The sequence below is a fragment of the Halorubrum ezzemoulense genome (assembly GCF_004126515.1).
GTDB classification, from domain to species: Archaea; Halobacteriota; Halobacteria; order Halobacteriales; family Haloferacaceae; genus Halorubrum; species Halorubrum ezzemoulense.
The window spans coordinates 1,825,427-1,849,471 of record NZ_CP034940.1 but is presented as its reverse complement, the minus strand read 5'-3'; the positions used below and the strand labels follow the sequence as shown (position 1 = coordinate 1,849,471).

The 24,045-nt window shown below is 71.1% G+C and carries 23 protein-coding genes and 2 pseudogenes; 9 read left to right on the top strand and 16 right to left on the bottom strand.

The features are described from left to right. Positions 1-13: 13 nt before the first annotated feature. Both EO776_RS09205 and EO776_RS09200 read right to left on the bottom strand, forming a co-directional pair. Positions 14-1,681: an MATE family efflux transporter gene (locus EO776_RS09205; RefSeq protein ID WP_089308776.1), complete on the bottom strand. Its 1,668-nt coding sequence runs from the start codon at positions 1,679-1,681 to the stop codon at positions 14-16. A gap of 44 nt (positions 1,682-1,725) precedes the next feature. Beyond that, positions 1,726-2,784, bottom strand: coding sequence for a mechanosensitive ion channel family protein (locus EO776_RS09200; protein WP_094520485.1), 1,059 nt, complete (start codon positions 2,782-2,784; stop codon positions 1,726-1,728). Between the two features lie 309 nt (positions 2,785-3,093). Between EO776_RS09200 and EO776_RS19770 the strand changes: the two genes are divergently transcribed. The 3 genes from EO776_RS19770 (at position 3,094) to EO776_RS09185 (ending at position 4,782) form a co-directional block, all read left to right on the top strand. Continuing rightward, a complete protein-coding gene (locus tag EO776_RS19770) occupies positions 3,094-3,243 on the top strand; it encodes a hypothetical protein (protein WP_246041419.1) in 150 nt (49 codons plus the stop codon). Between the two features lie 74 nt (positions 3,244-3,317). Continuing rightward, positions 3,318-4,370 carry an HTH-type sugar sensing transcriptional regulator TrmB gene (gene trmB, locus EO776_RS09190; RefSeq protein WP_049932559.1) on the top strand — a complete coding sequence of 351 codons (1,053 nt, stop codon included), beginning with the start codon at positions 3,318-3,320 and terminating at the stop codon, positions 4,368-4,370. A gap of 58 nt (positions 4,371-4,428) precedes the next feature. Next, complete coding sequence (locus EO776_RS09185) at positions 4,429-4,782, top strand: hypothetical protein (protein ID WP_086216669.1); 354 nt, start codon at positions 4,429-4,431, stop codon at positions 4,780-4,782. 22 nt (positions 4,783-4,804) lie between these two features. Here the strand turns inward: EO776_RS09185 and EO776_RS09180 are convergent, their stop codons facing one another. Further along, positions 4,805-5,446 (bottom strand): ribonuclease HI family protein, encoded by a 642-nt coding sequence (locus EO776_RS09180; protein WP_049932562.1) that lies wholly within the window; start codon positions 5,444-5,446, stop codon positions 4,805-4,807. Between the two features lie 195 nt (positions 5,447-5,641). Here EO776_RS09180 and EO776_RS09175 point away from each other — a divergent pair, with 195 nt between their 5' ends. After that, positions 5,642-6,100 carry a universal stress protein gene (locus EO776_RS09175; protein ID WP_086220364.1) on the top strand — a complete coding sequence of 153 codons (459 nt, stop codon included), beginning with the start codon at positions 5,642-5,644 and terminating at the stop codon, positions 6,098-6,100. On the opposite strand, the gene EO776_RS09170 is transcribed toward EO776_RS09175, so the two are convergent. From EO776_RS09170 to EO776_RS09155, 4 genes are all read right to left on the bottom strand, one after another. Continuing rightward, on the bottom strand, positions 6,097-6,819 hold the full coding sequence (locus EO776_RS09170; protein WP_094520486.1) for a DJ-1/PfpI family protein: 723 nt from the start codon (positions 6,817-6,819) through the stop codon (positions 6,097-6,099). The two genes, EO776_RS09175 and EO776_RS09170, sit on opposite strands and share 4 nt — an antisense overlap. Before the next feature lie 96 nt (positions 6,820-6,915). After that, positions 6,916-7,605, bottom strand: coding sequence for an SCO family protein (locus EO776_RS09165; protein ID WP_049932567.1), 690 nt, complete (start codon positions 7,603-7,605; stop codon positions 6,916-6,918). Between the two features lie 117 nt (positions 7,606-7,722). Further along, a complete protein-coding gene (locus EO776_RS09160) occupies positions 7,723-8,577 on the bottom strand; it encodes a sulfite exporter TauE/SafE family protein (RefSeq protein WP_089308781.1) in 855 nt (284 codons plus the stop codon). 107 nt (positions 8,578-8,684) lie between these two features. Beyond that, on the bottom strand, positions 8,685-9,197 hold the full coding sequence (locus EO776_RS09155; protein WP_094520487.1) for a winged helix-turn-helix transcriptional regulator: 513 nt from the start codon (positions 9,195-9,197) through the stop codon (positions 8,685-8,687). Between the two features lie 112 nt (positions 9,198-9,309). On the opposite strand from EO776_RS09155, the gene EO776_RS09150 reads away from it, so the two are divergent. Then, on the top strand, positions 9,310-9,663 hold the full coding sequence (locus tag EO776_RS09150) for a DUF7471 family protein (RefSeq protein WP_086216664.1): 354 nt from the start codon (positions 9,310-9,312) through the stop codon (positions 9,661-9,663). 42 nt (positions 9,664-9,705) lie between these two features. Here EO776_RS09150 and EO776_RS09145 read toward each other — a convergent pair whose 3' ends face one another. The 4 genes and pseudogenes from EO776_RS09145 to EO776_RS19890 all read right to left on the bottom strand — a co-directional run. Continuing rightward, positions 9,706-10,569 carry an ABC transporter permease subunit gene (locus tag EO776_RS09145; protein ID WP_094495328.1) on the bottom strand — a complete coding sequence of 288 codons (864 nt, stop codon included), beginning with the start codon at positions 10,567-10,569 and terminating at the stop codon, positions 9,706-9,708. After that, positions 10,566-11,360 carry an ABC transporter ATP-binding protein gene (locus tag EO776_RS09140; protein ID WP_094520488.1) on the bottom strand — a complete coding sequence of 265 codons (795 nt, stop codon included), beginning with the start codon at positions 11,358-11,360 and terminating at the stop codon, positions 10,566-10,568. Before EO776_RS09140 ends, EO776_RS09145 begins: the two co-directional genes overlap by 4 nt. Further along, positions 11,357-12,265 (bottom strand): annotated as a pseudogene (locus EO776_RS19895) (right-handed parallel beta-helix repeat-containing protein); the annotation flags it as partial. The gene EO776_RS09140 and the pseudogene EO776_RS19895, both read right to left, overlap by 4 nt. Before the next feature lie 618 nt (positions 12,266-12,883). Further along, positions 12,884-13,195 (bottom strand): annotated as a pseudogene (locus EO776_RS19890) (copper-binding protein); the annotation flags it as partial. Between the two features lie 290 nt (positions 13,196-13,485). Between EO776_RS19890 and EO776_RS09130 the strand changes: the two are divergent. After that, positions 13,486-14,079, top strand: a complete 594-nt coding sequence (locus EO776_RS09130; protein WP_094520489.1) for a nitrous oxide reductase accessory protein NosL — start codon at positions 13,486-13,488, stop codon at positions 14,077-14,079. Positions 14,080-14,117: 38 nt separating this feature from the next. Here the strand turns inward: EO776_RS09130 and carB are convergent, their stop codons facing one another. Then, positions 14,118-17,345 carry a carbamoyl-phosphate synthase large subunit gene (gene carB / locus EO776_RS09125; protein WP_094520490.1) on the bottom strand — a complete coding sequence of 1,076 codons (3,228 nt, stop codon included), beginning with the start codon at positions 17,343-17,345 and terminating at the stop codon, positions 14,118-14,120. Between the two features lie 242 nt (positions 17,346-17,587). Between carB and EO776_RS09120 the strand changes: the two genes are divergently transcribed. After that, on the top strand, positions 17,588-18,598 hold the full coding sequence (locus tag EO776_RS09120; RefSeq protein WP_094520491.1) for a hypothetical protein: 1,011 nt from the start codon (positions 17,588-17,590) through the stop codon (positions 18,596-18,598). A 73-nt stretch (positions 18,599-18,671) separates the two neighbouring features. On the opposite strand, the gene EO776_RS09115 is transcribed toward EO776_RS09120, so the two are convergent. The 4 genes from EO776_RS09115 to EO776_RS09100 form a co-directional block, all read right to left on the bottom strand. Then, on the bottom strand, positions 18,672-18,896 hold the full coding sequence (locus tag EO776_RS09115; RefSeq protein ID WP_049932592.1) for a hypothetical protein: 225 nt from the start codon (positions 18,894-18,896) through the stop codon (positions 18,672-18,674). Positions 18,897-19,032: 136 nt separating this feature from the next. After that, positions 19,033-19,566, bottom strand: a complete 534-nt coding sequence (locus EO776_RS09110) for a DUF5815 family protein (RefSeq protein ID WP_094520492.1) — start codon at positions 19,564-19,566, stop codon at positions 19,033-19,035. A gap of 81 nt (positions 19,567-19,647) precedes the next feature. Further along, the gene (locus tag EO776_RS09105; protein WP_049932596.1) at positions 19,648-19,878 is read right to left on the bottom strand and encodes a hypothetical protein; all 231 of its coding nucleotides are present in this window, start codon (positions 19,876-19,878) and stop codon (positions 19,648-19,650) included. Positions 19,879-19,938: 60 nt separating this feature from the next. Then, complete coding sequence (locus EO776_RS09100) at positions 19,939-22,161, bottom strand: CDC48 family AAA ATPase (RefSeq protein ID WP_049932597.1); 2,223 nt, start codon at positions 22,159-22,161, stop codon at positions 19,939-19,941. 222 nt (positions 22,162-22,383) lie between these two features. On the opposite strand from EO776_RS09100, the gene EO776_RS09095 reads away from it, so the two are divergent. Further along, a complete protein-coding gene (locus EO776_RS09095) occupies positions 22,384-22,572 on the top strand; it encodes a hypothetical protein (protein ID WP_049932599.1) in 189 nt (62 codons plus the stop codon). 72 nt (positions 22,573-22,644) lie between these two features. After that, the gene (larC, locus tag EO776_RS09090) at positions 22,645-24,021 is read left to right on the top strand and encodes a nickel pincer cofactor biosynthesis protein LarC (protein ID WP_094520493.1); all 1,377 of its coding nucleotides are present in this window, start codon (positions 22,645-22,647) and stop codon (positions 24,019-24,021) included. Positions 24,022-24,045 lie beyond the last annotated feature (24 nt).

Genomic DNA, 24,045 nt, shown 5'->3' with positions numbered 1-24,045 from the left:
GACCGGGGGCTCGTCAGTCGTCTCCCACCGGGTCGACGCCGGGCTCGGGCTCGTCGATGTACCGCTCGGTCCACGTGCCGCGCGAGAACCACGCGACGCCGATGACGGCGCCGAGGACGTTTCCGAGTGCCATACCGACCCAGACTCCGGTCTCGCCCCACCCGGCGACGAACACGAGGTACCCGACGCTCGCGACCCGGCCCACCCAGAGGGTGAGGATCGAGATGACCATCGCGGTCTTCGTGTTGCCCGCGCCGCGGAACGCGCCTAAGATCACCTGCGAGACGCCGATGAAGGCGAACTCGACCGACCGGATCCGGACGTACTCCACCGCGTAGCCGATCGTCGCGGGCGCGTCCGGCACGTCGCCGAGGAACGCGCCGACGATCGGTTCGGTGAACGTCACGGCGACGACCGCGACGAGGAACATCACGCCCGCGCCGGTCGTGGCCGCGAACTTCACAGCCCTGCCGGCGCGGTCGGCGCGGTTCGCGCCGAGGTTCTGCCCGACCATCGTGTCGATAGCGCGGCCGAGCCCCATCGCGGGCAGGAAGACGAGCGAGATGAGCCGGTTGCCGAGCCCGTATGCGGCGACGACCGGCGGCGAGAACGTGACGATCATCGCGGTGAGCGTGATCATCGCGAGCGCGCTCGTCGTCTGCTCGACGCTGGAGGGGAGCCCGAGCCGGAAGATGTCCCGGATAAAATCGAGGTCGGGCGCGAGGTGGCCGAGCGTCACGTCGGGGCCGTACCCGGTGCCGAACAGTATCCAGAGGCCGATGGCGGTCGCGACGCCCCGCGAGAGGATCGTCGCGAGCGCGGCGCCCTGGATGCCGATCCCGGTGACTCCCGTCGCCGAGAGCAGCGTCGCCTCCAGCGCGACCGGGTCGAGCGCCGCGAGGCCGGGAACCGCGGCGAGCCACTCGAACAGCGGGTTCCCCTCGAACCCGAAGATGAAGAACGGGTCCAAGAGGACGTTCAGGAGGACGGAAATGAACATGACGGCCATCGGCGTCCGCGTGTCGCCGTAGCCGCGCATCAGCGCCGAGAAGACGAAGAACCCGAACATCAGGGGGATCCCGGCGAAGATCACCTCCATGTAGTCTGCCGCGAGCGGGATCACGGTCGCCGCGGTCTCCGCGTCGCTCGGCAGGATCTCGAGGGCCGGGCGCGTGTAGAAGTAGCCCCCGATCCCGATGAGCACGGACAGCACGGAGACGGTGAAGATCGTCTGTCCCGCCACGAGCCCGGCGGAGCCCTCGCCGTCGGCGCCGGTGTACTGCGCGACGAGGATCGCGCCCGCCGTCGTGAACCCGCCGGCGACCGCGATCAGGAGGAAGATCAGCGGGAACGCGAGGCTGATCGCGCCGACGGCCTCCGCCGAGAGCCGGCCGAGGTACAGGGTGTCGACGATGTTGTACGTCACCTGGAGCAGCTGGATGACGACGATCGGCCACGCCAGGCGGAACAGCGGTCGGAGGAGGCTCCCCTCGGTGATCGACTCCTCGCCGACTGGGTCGTCGGGCGCGGGCTCGGGGGCGTCGGACGCAGCTTCGGGGTCGTCGTCCCCGTCGCGGCCGTCGTCGCCGCCCATGGTATCGCCGCTCGGTCCACCGGAGGGGTCCGGCGGCTCGGAGGAATCCGACGGGTCGGAGGGGTCGGCGGCGGGCTCGTCGCTCACTGCGGTTGAAAAGCCGGGCGCGCTCTATCAGGCTTCCGATCCGGTTACCGACGCCCGTCGCTACTGTCTATGGATCCGGCGGGATTGTCCGCGTCCGAAGGCCCGCCCTCGGTCGTCTCCGTGGCGCCTGCTCCGTCGCCCGGGGTCGGATCGGCGGCGCCGTGAGCTCCGTCGGCACCGGACGTCTCGGTGGCGGCGTCGACGCGGGCGACGCCGGAGGTGTCGTCGAAGACGAGGTGGCGGTGCGGGTACGCCATCTCGACGTCCGCGTCGGCGAGGCGCTCGCGGATCTCGGTGTTCACGTCCGACTGGACCTTCGCGAGCTTGTACGGCTTCTTCACCCAGTACCGCAGCCGGAGGAGGACCCCGTCGTCGGCGAACTCGTGGAGGCGGCAGTCGGGACCCGCCATGTACCGCGCCACGCCGATCCGGATGTCGGGGCCGCCGTCGACGACGGCCTCGGAGTCGCGCGCCGCGCGCTCGATGAGCCGCCGGGCCTCGGGGATGTCGCTCTCGTAGGTGACGAGCACGTCGATCGAGCGCCGGGTCCGCTCGTCCTCGGCCGAGAAGTTCGTCACGTCGCGCTCGCGCATCGTCCCGTTCGGCACGACGAGGAAGGTGTTATCCAGAGTGAATATCTTCGTGTAGCGGATCGTGATGTCCTCGACGAACCCGGTCGTCCCGTCCTCTAACTCGATCATGTCGCCGATCTCGAACGGCTGGTCCGCGAGGATGAACACGCCGTTGATGAAGTTCCCGACGAGCGGCGCGAGGACGATACCGATGACGGCCGAGAACACTGCGGTCCCGAGGAGGAGGTCCGCGAACCGGAAGCCGACGGCGCCCAGGCCGACCAGCACCGAGGCGGCGATCGTGCCGACCCGGACCCCGCGGACGATCGTCTGCGCGACGCTCTGTCGCGACACGCGGCGGGCGACGGGGCGACCGATCAGCCGGACGAGGAAGTTCGCGAGGACGACGCCGACCGCCAGTGACGCGAGGACGGTCAACACGCCCGTTCCCGGCAGGTCCGCGAGCCGAGAGCCGATATCGGCGAGCCGTGAGACGGCCCCCGCGATCGGCGTTCCCCCCGGGAAGACCATGGGAACCCGCTGTCGGCCATCGGAAAAAGCGTTTCTCCACGCGCACGACCGGCGGCGAACGAGCCGCTTCGAACGAGAGACGGGGCAACCACTGTGACTTCGCTGAGCGAACGGGCGGTATGGGCCAACCGCCTGCGGACCCAACGAGGTTCGGCGTCGAACACGACACCAAGCCGGGAGACGCGCTGCTCGCCGGCTTCCCCCCGTTCGGGCTCGCCGGCCTGACCGCCGTCCACTACTTGGTCGACGACCTCGATCTCGAGGAGACGGGGCGCGTCCGGATCGACGGCGCCCCGTCGATCACGTCGTTTGCGAAAGGGGACGCCGCGCCACCCGCTCCGGCTGTACACCGACTCGGACCGCGACGGCACCGTCCTCGTCGCCGAGCGGATCGAGGAGCGGGAGCCGGAGGGGACCACGACCGCATGGACATGTGGCCCCCGGCTGTCCCGACCGTGAGGACCGGGCTCTGAAAACGCGTACAACTCGTCTCATAGTAAAAAGCTATAATCCCCGGTCCCGTTCTTCGGTACATGACTGACGATCTCCGGGACACGCTCGACCGCGTGGGGGACCGATTCAACCTCGGCGAGTACGAGATTGACGCGTACCTCGCGGTGTTGGAACACGGCGAACTGACGGCGAGCGACATCGCCGACCGGACCGAGATCCCGCAGCCGCGGGTGTATGACACGGTCCGGAGCCTCTCGGACCGCGGGCTCGTCGAGCTCCGCGAGTCGCGGCCGATGAAGATCGTCGCCGTCGACCCCGAGGACGCCTTCGGCGATCTGCGGTCGTCGTTCACGGAGATGGTCGACGAGCTGGAGGCGCGGTACACCGCGCCGACGCGGGAGACGGAGGCGGTGTCGCTTGTCAAGTCGCGCTCGACGATCCTCCGGTACCTCGAAGAGGTGATCGCGAACGCGGAGTACGAGCTCGCGCTGTCGCTCACCCCCGGCCTCCTGCGGCGGTTCCGGGACGAACTCGCCGCGAAGGTCGCCGAGGGCGTCACCGTCGAACTGCTCGTCACGCCGGCGTCGAACGCGCCCGACCCGACGGAGTTCGACTACTTGGAGGTCGCGACGATCGCCCGCGCGCGCCGCGGGATCACCACGCCGGTCCTCGCGGTCGGCGACGGCGAGTACTCCGTGTACGCAACGCAGGACGCGCTGCGCGACGACCGCGAGCGCTACGGTGTCATCTTCAACCGCTCCGCGCTCGGCTTCCTCGTCTCCGGCTTCTTCGGCACCGTCCTGTGGACGACCGCGGAATCGCTCGCCGCCGACGGCGAGGACCGGCCCTTCCCGCGCCGCTACGCCTCCATCCGTCGGGCCGTGAAGGACGTCCGCGAGTTCGGCGACGAGGAGTTCTACGCGACCGTCGAGGGCCGCGACATCGAGACCGGCGAGGAGGTCACTGTCCGCGGGAAAGTCGTCGACGTCGCGTTCGTCGACACGGAGGAGGTGGCGTCGCTGGTCGTCGAGACCGAGAACGGCCGCGTCGAGATCGGCGGCCGCGTCGCCGCCTTGGAGGACGTGGAGGGCCAGGAGATCGTGATCGGCCGCGGCGAGCCGCCGGCGCTGTGAGGTGCGCTCGGGTCGTCCCGGCGTCGCCGTTCAAGTGCGGGCGGACCGAAGCGGACCCGTGACCGACGACGCGCGTCCCGACGACGAGCGAGACGCACCGACCGTCGCGTGCGAGCGGTGCGACCGGGAGTGGGTGCTCGACCGCGAGGTCGACGACCTCGACCCCGGGAGCCACGCGATCGAGCAGTTCGCGCTCGACCACGAGCGCCACACCGGCCACTACCCGGACGGCGTGACCCCGTGGGTCGCCCGGTGCGACCGCTGCCCGGACGGGGAGCGCTTCCTCGCGGAGCGTCCGGCGCGGCGCTGGGCGGAGACGCACGCGCGCCACACGCGTCACACCGTCCGGCTCGAACCGCCAACGGGAGCGGTCGAAGCCGTCTCGCCGCGAGACGACGGGGACCGGTCGTAACACCGCAGCCGCTTCCCCTCCGCTACGGACCGAGCGCCGCGATATCGGCTCCGACCGCCGCGCGGGCGTCGGCCGGGTTCGGGTCGCTGTCGGCCAGATGCGTCCACTCGCAGGCGGGTAGCGCGGCGATGCGGTCCCGGATGGCCGGCCGGTACGGTGCGGCCGACGCGATCCCGTCACCGCTGCCCCAGATGTCGTCGATGACGGTCCGCGAGTCGATCCGGACCTCGACGGCCGCAGGGTCGCAGCGCGCGGCCAGCGCCTCCAGTCCGAGGTGGAGCGCCGCGTACTCCGCGGTGTTGTTCTCGGCGCGAGCCCCGACGGGTCGGCCCAGCCGAACGAGGGGGTCATCGTCGACCAGCAGCACGGCCCCCGCGCCGGCCGGTCCGGGGTTTCCGCGCGAGCTCCCGTCGACGTAGAGAACGATGTCGTCGGCGGACTCGCCGCGGTCGTCGCCCGATCGCGGCGGGTCGGCGGCGAGGACCGACTCGACCGCGGTCCGGATCTCGGCGTCGGTCGTCGTCGGGCCGAACAGCCCGCCGTACCCGGTCACCGCGTCGTCGATGGCGTCGATCGCCGGTCGTATCTCGTAGCCGTACAGGGCGAGGACGTCGTCGACGCGGCTCGCCAGCGGCGAGAGCCGGTCCGTGGGAAGTCGGTCCATGATGTCTCACGCGGCCGAACTGCGGTCCACAACGGTTCATTCGAGAGCGCAGGGAAAAATGCGCTGGCGGTGAGCGCGGTGAGCCGAGCCGCCGCCGATCGGCGGTCAGGACTGAGTGAGAGTGACGACTGCGACCGACCGAGAGCGAGGGCCACACCGACAGCGTATTTACGCCCCCAACCCCTCCGACCCGACATGACGCTCGTCGTCGTCCCGGTTCGATTCCCTCCCTCGTCGCACTCGGCGGCGACGCTCCGCGAGGCGGCCCGCGTCGCCGCGGAGCGCGACGCTGACCTCACGGTCCTCCACGTCGACTTATACCAGCGCTCGGGGGGCGTCTCGCGCAGCGACCTCAAGCGCGCCGTCGAGGAGCGGATCGGCCGGATCGACCGGGCGCGGTACGTCGTCCGTCGGGGCTTCCTCGTCGAGGAGACGATCCTCGAAGAGATCGTCGCCGAGGGGGCCGACGTGGTCGTCATCGGGTCGAAACAGGCGGGGCGGTGGCGCCGGATGGTCCAGAAGTTGCTCTCCGACCCCGACATCGACTCGTTCCTCCGCAGCCAACTCGACTGTACCGTGATCACCGTGGACGCGGACGGAGAGACCACGACGAACGACGCCGACGACGACGCCGCGCCGCTCCCGGACGACTAGTTCTCCCCGCGCCGCGACCCGTCCCGCGTCGCGACCTCGTACCGCCGCTCGTACTCGATGACGGTCGCCGCCCGGTCGGCGACCGACTCGCCGAACTCGCGCTCGACGACGTACAGCGCCAGATCGATCCCGGAGGTGACCCCGCCCGCGCTGAGCACGTCGCCGTCGTCGACGACCCGCGCGTCGACGACCTCCGCTCCCGACTCCCGGAGCTCCTCGACGGCGGAGGCGTGCGTGACGGCCCGGCGGCCGTCGGTGACGCCCGCCTCCGCGAGCAGCATCGACCCGGTACACACCGAGGCGATCCGGGTGTCCGCCGCGTGGTACGCGGCGAGCGCGCGCGGCACGTCGCCCTTCTGCGCCTCGGCCCACGCGCTCGCCTCCTGGTTGCGCGCGTTCCACCCGCCCCCGGGCACGACCAGCAGGTCCGGGGCGTCCTCTCCTCCCGGGCCGGGGAGCGTTCCGTCCACGCCGACGCGGGTCCCGTGGCTCGCGGTCACCGTCTCGCGCTCGTCGAGCGACACGTATCGGACGCGGCCGCCGTCGTCTCCTGACGCCCCGTCGTCCCCTGTCGTCCCGTCGTCCCCTATTGCCCCGTCGTCCCCTGTCGTCCCGTCGTCCTCCTCGGCGGCGTAGCCGAGCGCGTAGTCGAACACCTCGTACGGGCCGATACCGTCCAGTTCGTCGAACCCGTCGTACACCAGAATATCGACGTTCATGCCGGGCCGAACGAGCGGCGCGGGCTTGTGCGTTCCCCTCCGATCGGGCGACTCCCGGTGACCCGCAGCGCCGATCCGTCAGCCCCGGTCGCCGCGTCACTCGTCGGCGAACGCCGACGCAACCCGCTCGATGTCCGCGACGACGCGGTCCCGGTCGACCCGCTCGCCGCGGTAGGCGCGCTCGACGATCCCGTCGGGGTTGACGAGGAACGTCACCACCATGTGCGTGAAGTCGTACCCGGGGAGGCGCTCGCTCTCGGTCGTCCGCTCGAAGGCGATCCCCAGTCGGTCCTCGACCACCGTCTTCGCGCGGGCCGGCGTCTCGGGCCGGAGGTACAGCCAGTTGCCCGCGTCGAGGTCGGCGCCGACCGACGCGGCGTTCTCGCGGAGCGCGGCCGCGTCGTCGCGTTCGGGATCGAACGTGATCGGGAGGAAGTACACGTCCTCCGTCAGCCCCGCGTCCGCGACGCGGCCCTGAATCCGAGCCCACTGTCGGAGCAGGATCGAACACTCCGCGGGGCAGAAGGTGAACACGCCCGTCACGAGCGCGGTCCGGTCGAGCGCGTCGCTGTCGAACGTCTTCTCCGCGAGCGGGGCCGACAGCTCGAACGACGGCAGCGGCTGGCCGTACGCGGGGTACGCGAGGTCCTCGCTGTCCGCGATCTGGTCTTCCTGCGGGTCGAGCACGACGCCGTCCGGCGTCCCGCCGAACAGACGCGACGTACAGCCCGCGAGGGAGCCGGACGCGACCGTTCCGGCCCCGGCGAGCAGCGTGCGGCGATTCATACCCGTGTGAAGGGCCGAGCGGCGCATAACGCGTCTGGTGCGATCGACGAACGGGCGGCCGCGGCGGGTGGGAATTGGGATATTGGGTGCGCGGGCGCCCGGGGCGCTGTCGATCCCTCAAAACGGCGTGTAGTACGGGATCGGCGGATGCGGCAGCGGGACGCCGAGCGTCGCGAGCCCGTGCTGGAGCGGGAGGTAGCCGAGCGCGACGAACGCGACGCCGAGGACGCGGTGGAACCGGAGCCGGGTCTCGAGGCGCATCGACTGGAAGGCCGTCCCGAACAACAGGAGCGCCGGAACCGTCCCGAGGCCGAGGACGCCCAGCGAGACGGCGCCGCCGAGCGCGCTCCCCTGAACGAACGCGTACAGGAACGCCGGGTACAGCAGCGGGCACGGCAGGAATCCGTGTGCCGCCCCCAGCCCGAGGATGCGCCAGTCGCCGACCCACGCGTCGACGCGGGCGACGATCCGGTCGCTCACCGCCGCGGCCGCCCGGTCGAACCCCGGTATCGGGAGCGACTCGAACTCCAGCCGGAGCGCGTAGCGCGCGCCGAGGGCGACGATCACCCCGCCGACCGCGATTCCGGTGAGCGCGTGGACGTCGTCTGCGAGGGTCGTGACCGTCCGCCCCGTGACGAACGCGAGGCTCCCGGCGAGGCCGAAGAGACCGCCGAGCGTCGCGTAGCTCGCGGTCCGTCCGAGGTTGAACAGCGCGTGCTGCCGGACCTGCCGCACGGTGAGGTCGTCCCGCCCGTCGCGTCCGCCGGCCTCCGCGGACCGCATCCGGTCGGCGTAGGTGCCGACGAGCGGACCGCACATGCCGAGGCAGTGGGCTCCGCCGAGCAGCCCGATGAGGAGGAAGACGCCGAGGCCGAGCGAGTCGGTCGCGTACAGGGAGCCGGTCGGCTCGCACGTCGCGCCGCCGCCGGTGGCGACGAGCGCTCGGAGCGCGCCGAGGCTGGAGAGGTCCATATCGGACGGAGGTGCCGGAGACCGCTAACCGATCTGGTGCGATCGGCGAACGGGAGCGGTTCGCGCGCGGCGTCGGTCCGGGGGGAGCCGCCACCCGGTCGGCGGCGTCACCCGTCGGCGTCGAAGAGCGAGTCGACGGTGCGGACGAAGCGGTCGACGATGCGGTCGGGGAGCGACGGCGACACCTCGTCGAGGAGCGCGGCCGTGCGGTCCGGCCGGGCGAGCGAGACTGTCATCGGCCGGTCGGGGGACTTCTCGACGATCCCGTGGTCGGCGAGCGTCGAGACGTGCCACGACACCGTGCTCCGCGCGAGGTCGAGGTCGTCCGCGAGCGCCGACGGCCGCGTCGGTCCCGCGGCGTGGAGGCGGACGACGATCTCGCGGGCCGTCTCCCGCCGGAGGAACGCGAGGGTCCGTCGGTCCCACGGGTCGACCGTCGGGTCGAAGTAGTGTGCCCGCCCGCCGATCCGCTCGACCGCGAGCTCGCCGTCGCGGACGAGCCGGCGGAGGTGGTACTGCGCCTGCCCGGTCGCGATCTCGAGGTCGCGACCGATCCGGTTGAAGTGGACGCCGGGCGTGTCGCGGACGTGGCGTCGGATCCGGGCTCTGGTGTCCGACATTCCTGACTGTCCGTTCTACCCGCCTCTGGGATAAAAGGCGCTCGTGCGGTCCCCCCGTCTGGGAACGGCGAACGGGAACGTCTTCTTATCCGTCCCCTCCCAAGGGCGACCCGTGACGCAGTCGATCCCGGGGGAGGTGCCGGCGCTCGCCGGCTGGTCCGTGGAGGGATCGCTCCCGATCCTGGCGGTCGTGGTCGCCGCCGGACTCGGGACGAGCCTCCTCTTCGCCGTCAGCCTCGCCGCGTACCGCCGCCGCCGCCGAGCGCAGTACCGACTGATCTCCCTCGCCGTCGGCGCGCTCTTGGCCCGCTCGGTGGTGGGCGTCGGGACCGTCCTCGGGGTCGTGCCGATGCCGGTCCACCACCTCCTCGCGCACAGCCTCGACTTCCTGATCGCCGCGCTCGTCCTCTACGCGGTGTACGCCCACGCGCCCGGGGCGATCGGTGACGACGCGGCCTCGAAGTGAGTCGACCGGCCGGCTTGCTTCAAGTCGATTCGACCGACCGGCTCATCGGTCGAGCCGCGCGCGGAGGTGCTCGACCGCGACGTCGACGCGGGGACCGAGCGCGATGGCGGCGACGGCCGCGACGCCCCCGACGACGGTCCACCCGACGAGCGAGGCCACCGCCCGCCCGGTGTCGACGAACCCGCCCTCCGGCGCGAAGGAGACGCCGATGACGTGCTCGAAGACGAGTCCCCTGAACGCCCCGTTCGGCGAGAGGGCGAGCGAGCCGGCGATCCCGCTCGGCGACGCCCCGGCCGACAGCGACCGGAGCACCCCGAGGTCGCCGCCGAGGACGCCGGCGAGCAGCGCGAGGAGGCCGAGCGCGAACGCGCTCCGCCGGGTCGTCGCGATCGTCGACACCGCAGCCGACAGCGATAGGTACGCCGCGCCGAACGGGACGACGAGCGCGAGGAAGCGGAGGAACAGCACCGGCGAGTCGACGCCCGAGTGCGTCGCGAAGATCCCCGTGTCCGGCGCGGCGGTGAGCCACACGTACGCGCCGACGAGCGCGAACGGCCCGCCGACGAGGACGACGAGCGCGGCCGTCCGCGCGAGCAGCACGCCGACGACGTACCCGGCCGCGCTCACCGGGTACGTCCGGATCACGCCGAGCTCCCCGCTCGCCGCGTCGGCGAACAGCGCGCGGTAGCCGAGCACGACCGCCAGCAGCGGCACCAACACTTCGGTCGGTAAGAGGAGGTCGACGACCGCGGGCACGAACCCGGTCGCGCCGCCGCCGCCGACCGCGACGAGCCCGCCGAGGACGACGAGGAGGCCGACCGCGAGGACGGCGTACCCGGGCGTCCGCCGCACCGTGGCCAGTTCACGGCGGAAGACGACCCAGACCCCGCCAAGTCGCCGGTTCATCGCTCTGACACCCCCGTGACGTGGACCTCGCCGTCGTCCCGACCCCCCTCTCCGTCGTCCGCTAACTCGCTTTCGGCGGGCGAGGCCGGCGGTTCGGCGCCGCCCGCGACCGCGCGGTACAGCTCGGCGACGCCGTCGACCCCGTGGTCGTCGAGGAGCCGGTCGCGCGCCCCCGCCGCGGCGACCCGACCGCGACGGAGGACGACGACGGCGTCCGCGTGCGCGTCGACGAGGTCGAGGTCGTGCGAGCTGACGACGACGGCGGCGTCGTCGCCCGCGCGGGCCGCCGCCCGGAAGGCCCGCTCCCGCATCTCCGGGTCGAGCCCGCTCGTCGGCTCGTCGAGGACGACCACGTCCGGGTCGCCGAGCGTCGCCTGCGCGATCCCGAGCAGTCGCCGCATCCCGCCCGAGAGGGCTCCCACCCGCTTTCCGGCCGCGTCGGACAGCCCGACGCCGGCCAGCGCCGCGTCCGGGTCGCCGCCCGCCAGCGCCGCGTAGAACCCGAGCGTCTCCCGGGCGGTGAACCCGTCGCGGAACGGCACCCGCTGCGGCAGGTACCCGACGCGCTTCTCGGACCCGGCGCGCGGGCCGCCCTCGGGGTACCGGACGCTCCCCGCGGTGGGCTCGACGGCACCCGAGAGGATCCCGAGGAGCGTCGACTTGCCGGACCCGTTGGGGCCGACGACGGCGGTGACGCCGGCCTCGACCGACAGCGAGACGCCATCGAGGACCGGGACGCCGCCGTAGGTTCGGGTGACGCCGTCGACGGCCGCGAGCGTCGGCTCGCTCACGCCGACCCCTCCGCGGTCGCCGTGGCGTTTCCGGCGGGCTCGCCGGCGGCCCGCCAGTCCGCTCGGACCGGTCCGTCGGCGTCGGCGCCCGCACCGGTGACCGCGTCGACCCGCTCGGGGTGGTACGGCGCGGCCGCCGGCGCGGGGTCGATGATGCTCCCCGAGCGGGCGCCGGGGACGGTCCCCCGGAGGGCGTCGAGCAGCCGCGCCGCGGGCGACTCGCGCACCGCGGCCGCGCTCACGTGGCGGTGGAGCGCGGCGTCCACGGGCGAAGTCGGACGATACGCCCGGCTCCCGGGAGCGTGCGGGCCGACGCTCGCGCCGTCCCAGTAGTTCCCGCGGTCGCCGTCGGCCCACACGCGGAGCGCCCCGGCCCCGGCCGTGGCGTGGTCGCCGTTGCCGACGAAGTCGTTCGCGACGACCCGGCTGGAGGGGACCACGGTCGTCGCCCGCGCGCCGAGCTCGTTGTCGACGACGACGTTGTGTTCGTACAGCGACCCCCGGGCGCTCGTCGAGAAGCCGAGCTCGTTCCCGACCAGCGTGTTGTACCCGACGTACGTCCGCGTGCCGGACGCCTGGATCCCCGCGCTGGAGTTGCGGACGTCGTTGCCGACGATCGCGTTGCCGGCCGGCCGCGTCATCACGGTGACTCCGGCGAACAGCTCGTTCCGGAAGGCGTTGTCCGCGACCAGCGCGTCGCCGGTGTACATGAGGTGCGTCCCGTACCGGTTGTCGACGAACGTCGAGTTCCGCACGATCGAGCCGTCGGCGCGGTGGAGGTAGATCCCGTCGCGTCCGCCCTCGAACCGGCTGTTGGTGACGGTGACGCGCGACTTCATCCCGGCGACGCCCATGAACCCGTCCTGCCACTCGTCGGTCCCCTCGACGAGGAGTCCGCTCGCGGTCGCGTGCGACCCGTCGCGCAACAGGATCCCGCTCGCCTCCGTGTCGACGGCGACGTCGTCGACGACGAGCCCGGGCGCGCCGACCGCCTTGATCCCGGCGTCGCCGTAGCCGTAGCCGAGCTGGATGTTCGTGTCCCACGTCCCGCCCTCGCTCTCGCGGGACGCGCGGGCCGCCTCCGGGTCGCGGGTGCGGTTCCCCGTGCCCGCGATCTGCAGCCCCGTGACCGCCACGTCGCGCGCGTGAACGGTGATCACGGACCCGTTCCCGTCGCCGACGACGCGGGTCGCTCCGGGGCCGGTGCCGCTGCCCGCGCCGGCGATCGTCACGGACCGGTTCACCGTCACGGTCTCCTCGTAGGTCCCGGGCGGGACGCGGACCGTCGTGTTCGGCGGCGCGGCCGCGACCGCGGCGCCGATCGTGGGGGCGTCCTCGCCGACGACGACGGAGGCCGGGCGGTCCGCGCGCCGCTCCGCCGCGGCGATCCGGTCGTTCGCCGTCCGCCAGCGGTCCGGGGCGAGCGCCCGCACGGTCGCCGCGGAGTCGATGTCGAACGACCGACTTCGGACCGCCGCCCAGCCGACGACGGAGCCGCCGTGTTCGTCGGCGAACGCCGCCGCGGCGTCGCGGCTCGCGAATGGGACGACGACCGGCCCGGCCGGCGTCCGCGCGTCGCTGTCGACCACGTACCGCGCTTCTCCGACGGGCGTCCAGCCGCCCGCGCCGCCCGCGGCGAACAGCCCCGACTCGGTCGTGCCCGGGTCCCGATGGTCGAACGTCTCGACGTACGCGACGAGCGGATAGCCGAACTGGCGCTCCGTCCGCCCATCGCGGCGCGAGTCGACAAACGAGGCGATCCCGTTGTACCCGACGACGTACTGGAGCTGCGAGTAGAACACCTGGACGCGCGGGAGCGTCGCGTCGCCGGCCATCAGCGCGTCCGTCTCCGAGGAGAGCCCCAGCTCGACCGCGTCGTCGAACCGCACCGGCTCGGGTACCGACTCGCTCGGGTCCGCGGCGAACGCGCCCGCGGTCGCGACCGCGGCGAGCGCGACGAGCCCGAGGAGCGCGAGCCGGAGGCGACGCGACCGGGCGGTAGCGGGGTCGAAAACTGCCACGCGTCCGCTTCGATCGGCAGCGACTTAGAACGTCTGGTTCGTTCCTCGAACGAACCGTTGAACGCGTCCAGAGGGGCTAATAGCCCGGTATTCCAAATACAACTATGACGAGCAACAACCAGCCGACGAGCGCACCCGACCGACGCGAGAACATCCCGCGGCGACGCCTGCTCGCCGGACTCGCCGCCGGCGGCGCCGCCGCGGTCGCCGGCTGTGCCGGCGGAGGGTCGGAGTCCGTGTCCCCCGTCTCGATCGACGACGACCAAGCCTGCGACCAGTGCGGGATGATCGTCGCGGACCACCCCGGAACGGTCGGGCAGGTCCACTTCGAGGACGACGAGCCGGAGGGGGGGCGCCCGGCGCAGTTCTGTAGCGGCACCTGTACGTACACCTACCGGTTCGACGCGGCGGACGCGGGACGGACGCCGGTCGCGACCTTCCTCACCGACTACTCGGCGGTCGACCAGGAGGTGTTCGAGGAGGGCGGCGACACGATGTTTTCCTCGCACGTCGAAAGCGAGGCGTTCGCCCGCGAGACGACCCTCACGGTCGTCGCGCGCAGCGAGGTGATCGGCGCGATGGGGCCGGACTTGGTCCCGTTCACCGACGAGGACGACGTGGAGGACTTCGTCGCGGAGTACGGCGGCGAGGCGATGCCCGCCACCGAGGTGGACCGCGCGACGCTGGAAGCGTTATAAACAGCCAGCGGGAGCGGCCGCACTCGGGCTCGTTCCAACTACTCGCGGCCCCACTGCTCGACGCGCTTCGGCCGGTCGGAGACCGCCATCACGTCGAGGTCGTCGCCCGCGCGGTCGAGGGCTTCGAGCGCCGCCTTCGCGGAGGCGTGCGTCGAGAAGTAGGTGATCTCCTCCTCGACGGCGACCTCCAGCAGGTCACGCTGCCGCGAGACGATGAGGTCGAGCTCGCCGCGCTTGGCCGCCTCGATCAGGTCCGTCGCCTCGCTCAGCTCGAAGTGCGCCGCGTACCCGTCGACGAGCGCCTCGCCCGCCTCGGTGCCCGGGTCCGGGAACTCCTCGGCCGAGAGGTCGACGACGGCTGTGCCGGACTCGGGGATCGGCTTCCCGGTCGAGTCCTGCGCCTTGTCGTACGCCTTGCCGAAGGAGGTGGCCGTGCCCATCACCTCGCCGGTGGACTTCATCTCGGGGCCGAGCCGCGGGTCCGACCCCGGCAGCCGGTCGAACGGGAGGACGACCTCCTTCACGCTGCGGTGTTCGGGGATCTGCTCGGCGGCGTCGAGGTCGGCGAGCGTCAGGTCGTCGGTCATCACCTTCGCCGCGAGCTTGGCGATGGGGACGCCCGTCGCCTTCGAGACGAACGGGACGGTCCGCGAGGAGCGCGGGTTCGCCTCCAGCACGTACACCTCGCTCTCGGCGTCGGGGTCGTCGACCCCCGTCACCGCGAGTTGGACGTTGAGCAGTCCGACCGTGTCGAGCGCGCGGGCGATATCCTCGGTGACCTCGCGGACCCGGCCCAGCGTCTCGTCGCCGAGCGAGCGCGGCGGGATCATGCACGCGGAGTCGCCCGAGTGGACGCCGGCGCTCTCGACGTGTTCCATCACGCCGCCGAGGAGCACGTCCTCGCCGTCCGCGACCGCGTCGACGTCCAGCTCGACCGCGTCGTCGAGGAACTGGTCGACGAGGATCGGCTTGTCGGGGGAGACGCGGACCGCCTCCTCGATGTACTCCTCTAACTCCGCGTCGTCCTCGACGACGCGCATCGCGCGCCCGCCCAGCACGTAGGAGGGGCGAACGAGGACCGGGTAGCCGATCCCGTGGGCCAGTTCGAGCGCCTCCGCCTCGCTCGTCGCGGTGCCGCCCTCGGGCTGGGCGACGCCCAGTTCGTCCATCAGGACGTTGAACCGGTCGCGGTCCTCCGCTAAGTCCATCGCCTCGACGCTCGTCCCCAGGATCTCGCAGTCGAGCCCGCGGCGCTCGATCTCCGCCTGAAGGGGTTCGCCCACGTTCACCGAGGTCTGCCCGCCGAACTGGACCATCACGCCGTCGGCGCCGGTCGTCTCGATCACGTCGGCGACCTCCTCGGCGGAGATGGGCTCGAAGAACAGCCCGTCGGAGGTGTCGTAGTCCGTGGACACCGTCTCGGGGTTGTTGTTGATCACGTGCGCGTCGATGCCGAGCTCGCGGAGCGCGCGCACCGCGTGGACCGCGCAGTAGTCGAACTCCACGCCCTGTCCGATGCGGATCGGGCCGCCGCCGACGACCACGACGCTCTCCACGTCGGGGTCGACGCGGACCTCGTTCGCCGCGCCCGCGGTGTCGGCGCCCCGGAGGAACTCCGGCAGCCGCGCGGAGTAGTAGTACGGCGTCGAAGCCTCGAACTCGCCCGCGCAGGTGTCGACCTGCTTGTAAGTCCGGTCCGGCACCGCGCTCTCGACCTGCCCCACGTCGGCGTCGACGCCGGCGGCGGCGGCGGTCGCCGCGATCTCCGCGTCGGTGCGGCCGACCATCGCGGCCTCGGTGAAGTCGCCCTCGGCGGCCGCCGCGGTCCCGGCGGCGATGCGCTCGAAGCGCTCGACGTACCAGCGGTGGATGCCGGTGAGGTCGATCACGTCGTCGACGTCGTAGCCGCGGTCGAACGCCTCGAACATCGCGTACGGGCGGTCCGGGCTCGGACGTTCGAGGTACTCCGACTCTAGCTCGTCGTCGCTCACCGTCTCGAAGTCGACGGCGGGGTCGTACTCGGAGGAGCGCAGCGCCTTCACCATGCTCTCCTCGAACGTCCGCCCGATCGACATCGCCTCGCCGGTGGACTTCATCGCCGTGCCGAGCTCGAAGTCCACGTCGTCGAACTTGTCGATCGGCCAGCGCGGCACCTTCGTCACCACGTAGTCGATGGCGGGCTCGAAGGCGGCGGTCGTCTCGCCGGTGATCTCGTTGTCGATCTCGTGGAGCCGCTTTCCGAGCGCGACCTTCGCAGTGACGCGGGCGATCGGGTAGCCCGTCGCCTTGGACGCGAGCGCGGAGGACCGCGAGACGCGCGGGTTCACCTCGACGACGCGGTACTCGCCGCCCGGGGTGCCGTCGTCGTGCCACGCGAACTGGATGTTACAGCCGCCCTGAATGCCGAGGTCGCGGATCACTTCGAGCGCCGCGTCGCGCATCTCCTGGTGGCCGTCGTCGGGGATGACCTGCGAGGGGGTGACCACCGTCGACTCGCCGGTGTGGATCCCCATCGGGTCGATGTTCTCCATGTTACAGATGATGATACAGGAGTCGTCGGCGTCCCGCATCACCTCGTACTCCAACTCGACCCACCCCGAGATGGACTCGGTGACGAGGACCTCGCTGTTGCGCGAGAGGCGGAGCCCCTTGCGGACGCGCTCGACGAGCTCCTCGAACTCGTCGACGACCCCGGAGCCGGAGCCGCCGAGGGTGTAGGTGGTCCGGGCGATGACCGGGAGGCCGCCGACCGCGTCGACAGCCTCCTGGACGCGCCCCCGGAACGCCGCCTCGTCGAAGTCGGTGACCGACTCGCCCTCGTCTAAGGAGATGGTCGTCGACTTGGGGACCGGCTGGCCGAGGTCCTCCATCCGCCGGCGGAACAGGTCGCGGTCCTCCGTCGCGTAGATGGTGTCGAGCGGCGTCCCCATCACCTCGACGTCGTGTTCTTCCAGAATGCCCTCCTCGGCGAGCTCGGCGGTGACGTTGAGCCCCGTCTGCCCGCCGAGCCCGGCGATGACGCCGTCCGGCTCCTCGATCCGGATGACCTCCGCGATCGCCTCGGGCGTGATCGGCTCGATGTACACCCGGTCGGCCGTCTCGGGGTCGGTCATGATCGTCGCGGGGTTCGAGTTCACTAGGACGACGCGGGCGCCCTCCTCCTGTAGGGCGCGGCACGCCTGTGCGCCGGAGTAGTCGAACTCGGCCGCCTGTCCGATCTGGATCGGTCCGCTGCCGATAAGGAGAATCGTCCGGTCTTCGCTCATTACGCGGACGGAATACGGTCATCGTAATAAGGTCGGCGGTAGAGTACGAATCTCGCAGTAGATTTGCGATTTTCGCAAGCTATTCCGTATCACGGTGAGTGTTACGACATCTCACGATAGCCGACACCGCCGTCAGGAACCGAGTCACGACGCCCGGCTCGTACGACGCGTCACCGCCGGCGTAACGGCCTGAGCCGCCCATCGCAAGGAATTTACCGAGATGTCGGGAACTCCCGGACGACATGCCCTGTTCCCGCCGCCGTGCCCTCCAACTGCTCGGCACCGCCGGCGCGACCGCCGCGACGGCCGGGTGCCTGAGCCCCGGCAGCCTCGACTCGTACGCCCTCATCGGGGACGAACTGGACCTCTCGTCGATCGGACCCCCCTACCTGTGGCCCGATCCCACGGTCATCGACGCCACCACCCGCGTCGACTTCACGACCGAAGCCAAGACCGCGTCCCTCTCCGCGCTGTTCGAGACCGGGACGGTGACCGTTAGACAGTGGCCGCTGGTCGGTCGAGACGAGTGGGGGACCGAGACGCGCCCGCGGCCGACGTTCCTCCGCCGGGACGAGACCTTCTACGAGGTCCGGATCACCGACGAGCGCGTCCTCGAACGCGAGCGCTGGCACTTCGCGGTCGACCGGGTCGACGAGACGCCGCCCGACGGCGCGGCGGTCGCGGAACCGCCCTTCGACCTCTCCGACCAGGACGAGCGCGTGCTCGACGCGGCGCTCGACGCCGTGTACGCGGGCAACGACGGCTTCCTCGGGGACCCGGAGTTCGACGAGCTACAGACCGTCGAGTTCCATCACGGGTTCGACGCCGATGCGAGCGCCCTCGTCCCCTCGCCCCCGTTCGAGTTCGTCGAGTACGAGGACGAGTACTTCCGGGCCGTGACGGAGCGCCGGACCGTCGAAGTCCCGGAGTGGACGTACGCGATCGGCGAGGTCAGCGACTCGCGGGCCGATTTTATCGCGTACGCGCGCGACGCCATCGTCGAGCGCAATCTCACCGACGCCGGGCTCTCGCAGGCCGCTCAAGGGGTCTTTGACGGTGCGATCGCCGAGGAGCCCCGCCGCTACGAGGAGGGTGCGCCGCCCTCGGACGAACTCAGCGAGGCCCTCGGCGCGCTCGGTATCGCCGAGGACCTCGAACCGATCGACAGCTACGAGGAGCGCGTCGACTTCCGGAACGTCGTCGTCGAGTACCGTGACGGCGTCTATCGGTTCGATCTCATCGTGACGCCGTAGCACGCTCGCGGGCTCAGCCGAACGATCGCACGCCCGGCCGCAGACAGTTGCCTTCCGGGCCTCCGGCCGCCCCTCAGGTCTCCAGCCGGTACCGGTACGGTTGGCCCGCGATGACCTCGACCTCGCCGCGCTCGGCCCGTCGCCCTAACACGGTGGCGACCCTGTGCGGGCTGTCGATCGCCTCGCACTCGTCGCACTCCTCGACGAGCGCGAGGATCTCCCGGGCGGTCAGCGGCTCGTCGGCCTCGGCGAGCACGCCGCGAATTCGGTCGTACCGGTCGTATTCGCCGGCGCTCATACGTCTTACGTAGGGTCTCCGAACATATAGGGTTCAGTGAGACAGGAGTCGGACGACTGTCAGACGCAGGCATCGAAGCGGCCGCGTTCCGGGGGCTGAGCGATTCTCGCGGTCGTCACCGCGGTGGGTCCGACGCTCAGGCGTAGGGGTCTTCGGCTTCGAGGTCGCGCTCCGCGCGGTACTGCTCGACGAACTCGCTCACGTCGAACTCGACCATCTCTCGTTCGAACGCCGACAGCGCCTCGTCGTCGTCGGCGTGGCTCACGGCGTGCTCCATCAGCTCGACCACCAGTTCGACGACGACCTCGTGGAGCCGGCGGGAGTCGAACTCGGTCACCCACACCATCGCGTACCCCACGTCGGCGTTCTCGCTGGCGTCGTGCGCGACGACCGCCTCGGGGAACTCCTCCAAGACGACGCCGAGGAGGTGCGGCGTGTCGAACTCCGGCATCTCCTCGCTGGTCGTTTCGATCGCCTCCCGGAGCACCTCGACCAAGAAGTCGGGGAGGAACCGCTCCGGGGGATGGACGTCCATCACGACTGCGTGGGTCTCGCCGCAGTCGCACTCGTACTCGCGCATCCCGAGGTCCAGTTCGCCGACGCCGATCGTCTCCCCGCAGGGTAGCTCCAGCGCGTTCTCGTCGCCGCCGGGGACGCGGGGCTTGGACATAGCTCTCTTTGGTCGCTGGCGAGGTTAAAAGAAGCGGAACGGGTCGGTGCGCCGGGGGGAGCGGCGGCGACTCGACGCCCGCTACTCGGAGTCCTCGTAGCCGGATTCTCCGCCGCTCTCGGCGGATTCGTCCTCCTCTTCGGCGGACTCGCCGTCTCCGCCGTCCGTCTCCACCTCCGCTTCGACCTCGATCTCGATCCCGTTCGCCTCGTAGGTCGCCTCGATCGACTCGGCGTCGTCGCGCTCGATCTCCAGTTCGTCCCGGTCGACCTCCACCTCGACCTCCACGTCGACGGTCACGTCGTCGGACATGAGCATCGCTACGCGCGCGACACTCAAAACGTCCCCGCAGGAGATCGACCGCCGGCCGCGTTACTGGAACCCGATCCGACCGCCGGTGTCGCGCAGCGACTCGCCGCCGCCGCCCTTGAACTGCTCTCTGACGTCCTCGTAGTACGCGAGGATGTCGTCGTTTATCGTCGGCCGCACCGACTCCATGGCGCGCCGGAAGTGCTTCATCTCGACCTCCTCGGCGTCGTCGTCGTCGCGCAGGGCCTCGATGGCGGCCTCGCGGGCGATCCCCTCCAGGTCGGAGCCGACGTAGCCGTCAGTGATCTCGGCGACCTCACGCAGGCTCACGTCGGGCGCGAGCGGCGTGTTCTCGGTGTGGATGTCGAGGATCTGCTCGCGGCCCTCCTGATCGGGCTGGCCGATCATCACGAGCCGGTCGAACCGGCCGGAGCGGAGCAGCGCGGGGTCGATCATGTCCGGGCGGTTCGTGGCGCCGATCACCATCACGTCGCCCATGTCTTCGAGGCCGTCGAGCTCCGTCAGGAGCTGATTGACGACGCGCTCGGAGACGTTGTTCCCCATCTCCTGGCCGCGCGAGGGCGCGAGGCTGTCGAGCTCGTCGAAGAAGATGATCGTCGGGCTCACCTGCCGGGCCTTCCGGAAGGTCTGCCGGATCGCCTTCTCAGACTCGCCGACCCACTTCGAGAGCAGCTGCGGCCCCCGCACCGAGATGAAGTTCGCGTTCGTCTCGTTGGCGACCGCCTTCGCCATCAGGGTCTTCCCCGTCCCGGGCGGGCCGTACAGCAGCACGCCCTTCGGCGCGTCGACGCCCATCCGGTCGAACTTCTCGGGAGAGGTGAGCGGCCACTCGACCGACTCCTGGACCTGCTGTTTGGCCTCTTCGAGTCCGCCGACGTTGTCCCAAGATATCTTCGGGAGCTCGACGAGCACCTCTCGCATCGCCGACGGCTCCACCTCGTTCAGCGCGCCCGAGAAGTCGTCGCGCTTGACGATCATCCGGTCGATGAGGCTCGGCGGCACCTCCTCTTCGTCTAAGTCGATCTCGGGGAGGTAGCGCCGGAGCGCTTTCATCGCGGCCTCCTTCGTGAGGCTCTCGATGTCGGCGCCGACGAAGCCGTGCGTCTCGTCGGCGAGGTGGTCGAGGCTCACGTCGTCCGAGAGCGGCATCCCGCGGGTGTGGATCTGGAGGATCTCCTTGCGGCCGACCTCGTCCGGGACGCCGATCTCGATCTCGCGGTCGAAGCGCCCGGGGCGGCGGAGCGCGGGGTCGACGCTGTCGACACGGTTCGTCGCGCCGATGACGATCACCTGCCCGCGGGTCTCCAGCCCGTCCATCATCGTCAGCAGCTGCGCGACGACGCGGCGCTCGACCTCGCCGGTGACGTCCTCCCGTTTCGGCGCGATCGAGTCGAGCTCGTCGATGAAGATGATCGAGGGCGACTCCTCCTTCGCGTCCTCGAATATCTCCCTGAGCTGTTGTTCGGACTCGCCGTAGTACTTCGAGATGATCTCGGGGCCGGCGATCGAGAAGAACGACGCCGAAGTCTCGTTGGCGACCGCCTTCGCGAGCAGCGTCTTCCCGGTGCCGGGCGGGCCGTGGAGCAGGACGCCCTGCGGCGGCTCGATCCCGAGTTTCGAGAAGATCTGCGGGTGTTTCATCGGCAGCTCGACCATCTCGCGGACGCGCTGGATCTCCGACTGGAGCCCGCCGATGTCCTCGTACGTAATTCCGCCCCCGGTCTTCTCGAACCCGGAGATCGGCTCCTCGCGCAGCTCGACCTCGGTGTCCTCCGTGATGAGACAGACGCCATCGGGCTCCGTCTCGACTGCGATCAGCGGGATCGCCTGCCCGGGCGACCGCATGAACGGGTGGTTCGTCGACGACATCACGGGGACGATGTCGCGCTCGACGACCGGCCGCTTGAGGATCTGGCGTTTCACCATGCCGGCGGCGTCGGAGCCGAACTGGACGGACGCCTCCTCGGGCGGGGCCAAGACGAGCTTGTCGGCCTTCTCGGCCTCCGCCTTCCGGATGGTGACGCGCTCGCCGATGCCGACGTCCGCGTTCTGGCGGGTGAACCCGTCCACCCTGACGGTGTCGGTGTTCCAGTCCTGGCGGTCGGCGCGCCAGACCTTCGCCGCGGTGGTCTCCGCGCCCTCGATCTCGATGATGTCGCCGGGCGAGAGCTTCAGATGTAACAGGGTATCGGGGTCGAGTCGGGCGATGCCGCGCCCCGAGTCGTTCGGGTACGCCTTCGCCACTTCGAGTTGGACTTCGTTCATAGTTCCTCGCGGGGGATGGTCGTATCTGGACCCGGTCCGGGAATAAGCCTGTTGCCCGTGCCGCCGCTCCGCACCGATCTGTCGGCGGCCGCGGCAGGTTGTGTTATCATATGGCACGGTTAGGCGTCCGTTCTTAAAACCTCGTCGTAAGCGTGCGTTTTCGCCGTGGATCTGCGGCGGCCGCAACGGACGTTTTTTGCCCGTTCGAGGTGACTTTCGGCCGTGTTCGACTCCCTCTCCGGCCCAATGCGGTCCCTCCTCGCTCGGCTCGCCTTCCTCGTCGCCGGCGCGCTCGTCGGGGCGGCGCTGTACGCGCTCGGCGTCGCCGGGATTCTGGCCGTCCCGCTCGCGGTGGTGGCGCTGCTGGTGATCGGCGAACTGTACCTGTTCGCGGCCGGCCAGGGGGTGTAACTCGCCCGACGCTCGCCGCCCGCCCGCGATCGAATCCGGAGGTATTTGTCCGGCAGTCGCGTCGGAACCAGCATGCGAACGCTCGTCTTCGACGGTCGGACCGGGGCCGCCGGCGACATGATCTGCGCCGCGCTGATCGCCGCCGGGGCGGACCCCGACGCGCTCGCCCCCGTGAGCGACGCGCTTCCGGTCCGGTACGCCGTCGGCGAGGTCGAGAAGAACGGGATCCGCGCGACGACGGTCGATGTCCTCGTCGATGACAGGACGGTCGAGACCGACGGAGACCACGACCACGGCCACGACCACAGCCACGACCACGGCCACGACCACGACAACGATCCGAGCACCTCCGGATCTGACGAACCGGCCGAGGGGGCCGGCGTCCACCGGAGCTACCGCGAAGTGGTCGATCTGGTCGAGTCGATGGGCCTTCCGCCGGCCGTCGAGTCGACCGCGCTCGACGCCTTCGAGCTGCTCGGCCGCGCCGAGGCGTCGGTCCACGGCACCGACCTCGACGAGACGCACTTCCACGAGGTGGGCGCGGACGACGCGATCGCCGACGTGGTCGGCGCCGCGCTGCTGCTCGCCGACCTCGGTCCCGAGCGAGTCGTCACGACGCCGGTCGCAGCCGGCGGGGGGACGGTCGAGATGAGCCACGGGACGTACCCCGTCCCGGCCCCGGCGACGACCGAGATCGCGAGCCGGGCCGGGTTCCGGATCGCCGGCGGGCCGATCGACCGCGAACTGCTCACGCCGACCGGCGCGGCGATACTGGGAGCGGTCGCCGACGGCTTCGACGCGGTCCCGGACCTCGCGGTCGAACGCGCGGGCTACGGCGCGGGCGACGCCGACTTCGAGCGCCACCCGAACGTCCTCCGCGCGCTCGTCGGCGACGGGAGAGAACCCGGACCTGACGGCGACCGCGAGAAACGCGACGATGACCGAGCCCGAGCCGGGCAGCCCGTCGACGGACGGCTCGCACACGACGACATCGCCGTCCTGGAGACGAACCTCGACGACGCCGCGCCGGAGGTGCTCGGCGGGCTTCAGGAGACGCTCTCGCGGGCCGGGGCGCGGGACGTGACGATCGTCCCGACGGCGATGAAGAAGTCGCGCCCGGGACACCTCGTGAAGGTGATCTGTAAGCCGGCGGACGCCGAGGCCGTCGCCGAGCGCCTCGCCCGCGAGACGGGGACGCTCGGGGTGCGCCAGTCCGGCGCGAGCCACCGCTGGATCGCCGACCGCGCGTTCGAGACGGCGACGCTCCGGGTCGACGGCGAGGACCACGAGGTCGACGTGAAGGTCGCCTCGACGACCGACGGGGAGGTGTACGACGTCAGCGGGGAGTACGACGACGCGGCCGCGGTCGCGGAGGCGACCGGCCTCCCGATCCGCGAGGTGCTTCGCCGCGTCGAAGCCGAGGTGCGGGAGCAGCTCCCGCGAGAATAGGCCGGGAGGTGACGCCCCGGCACC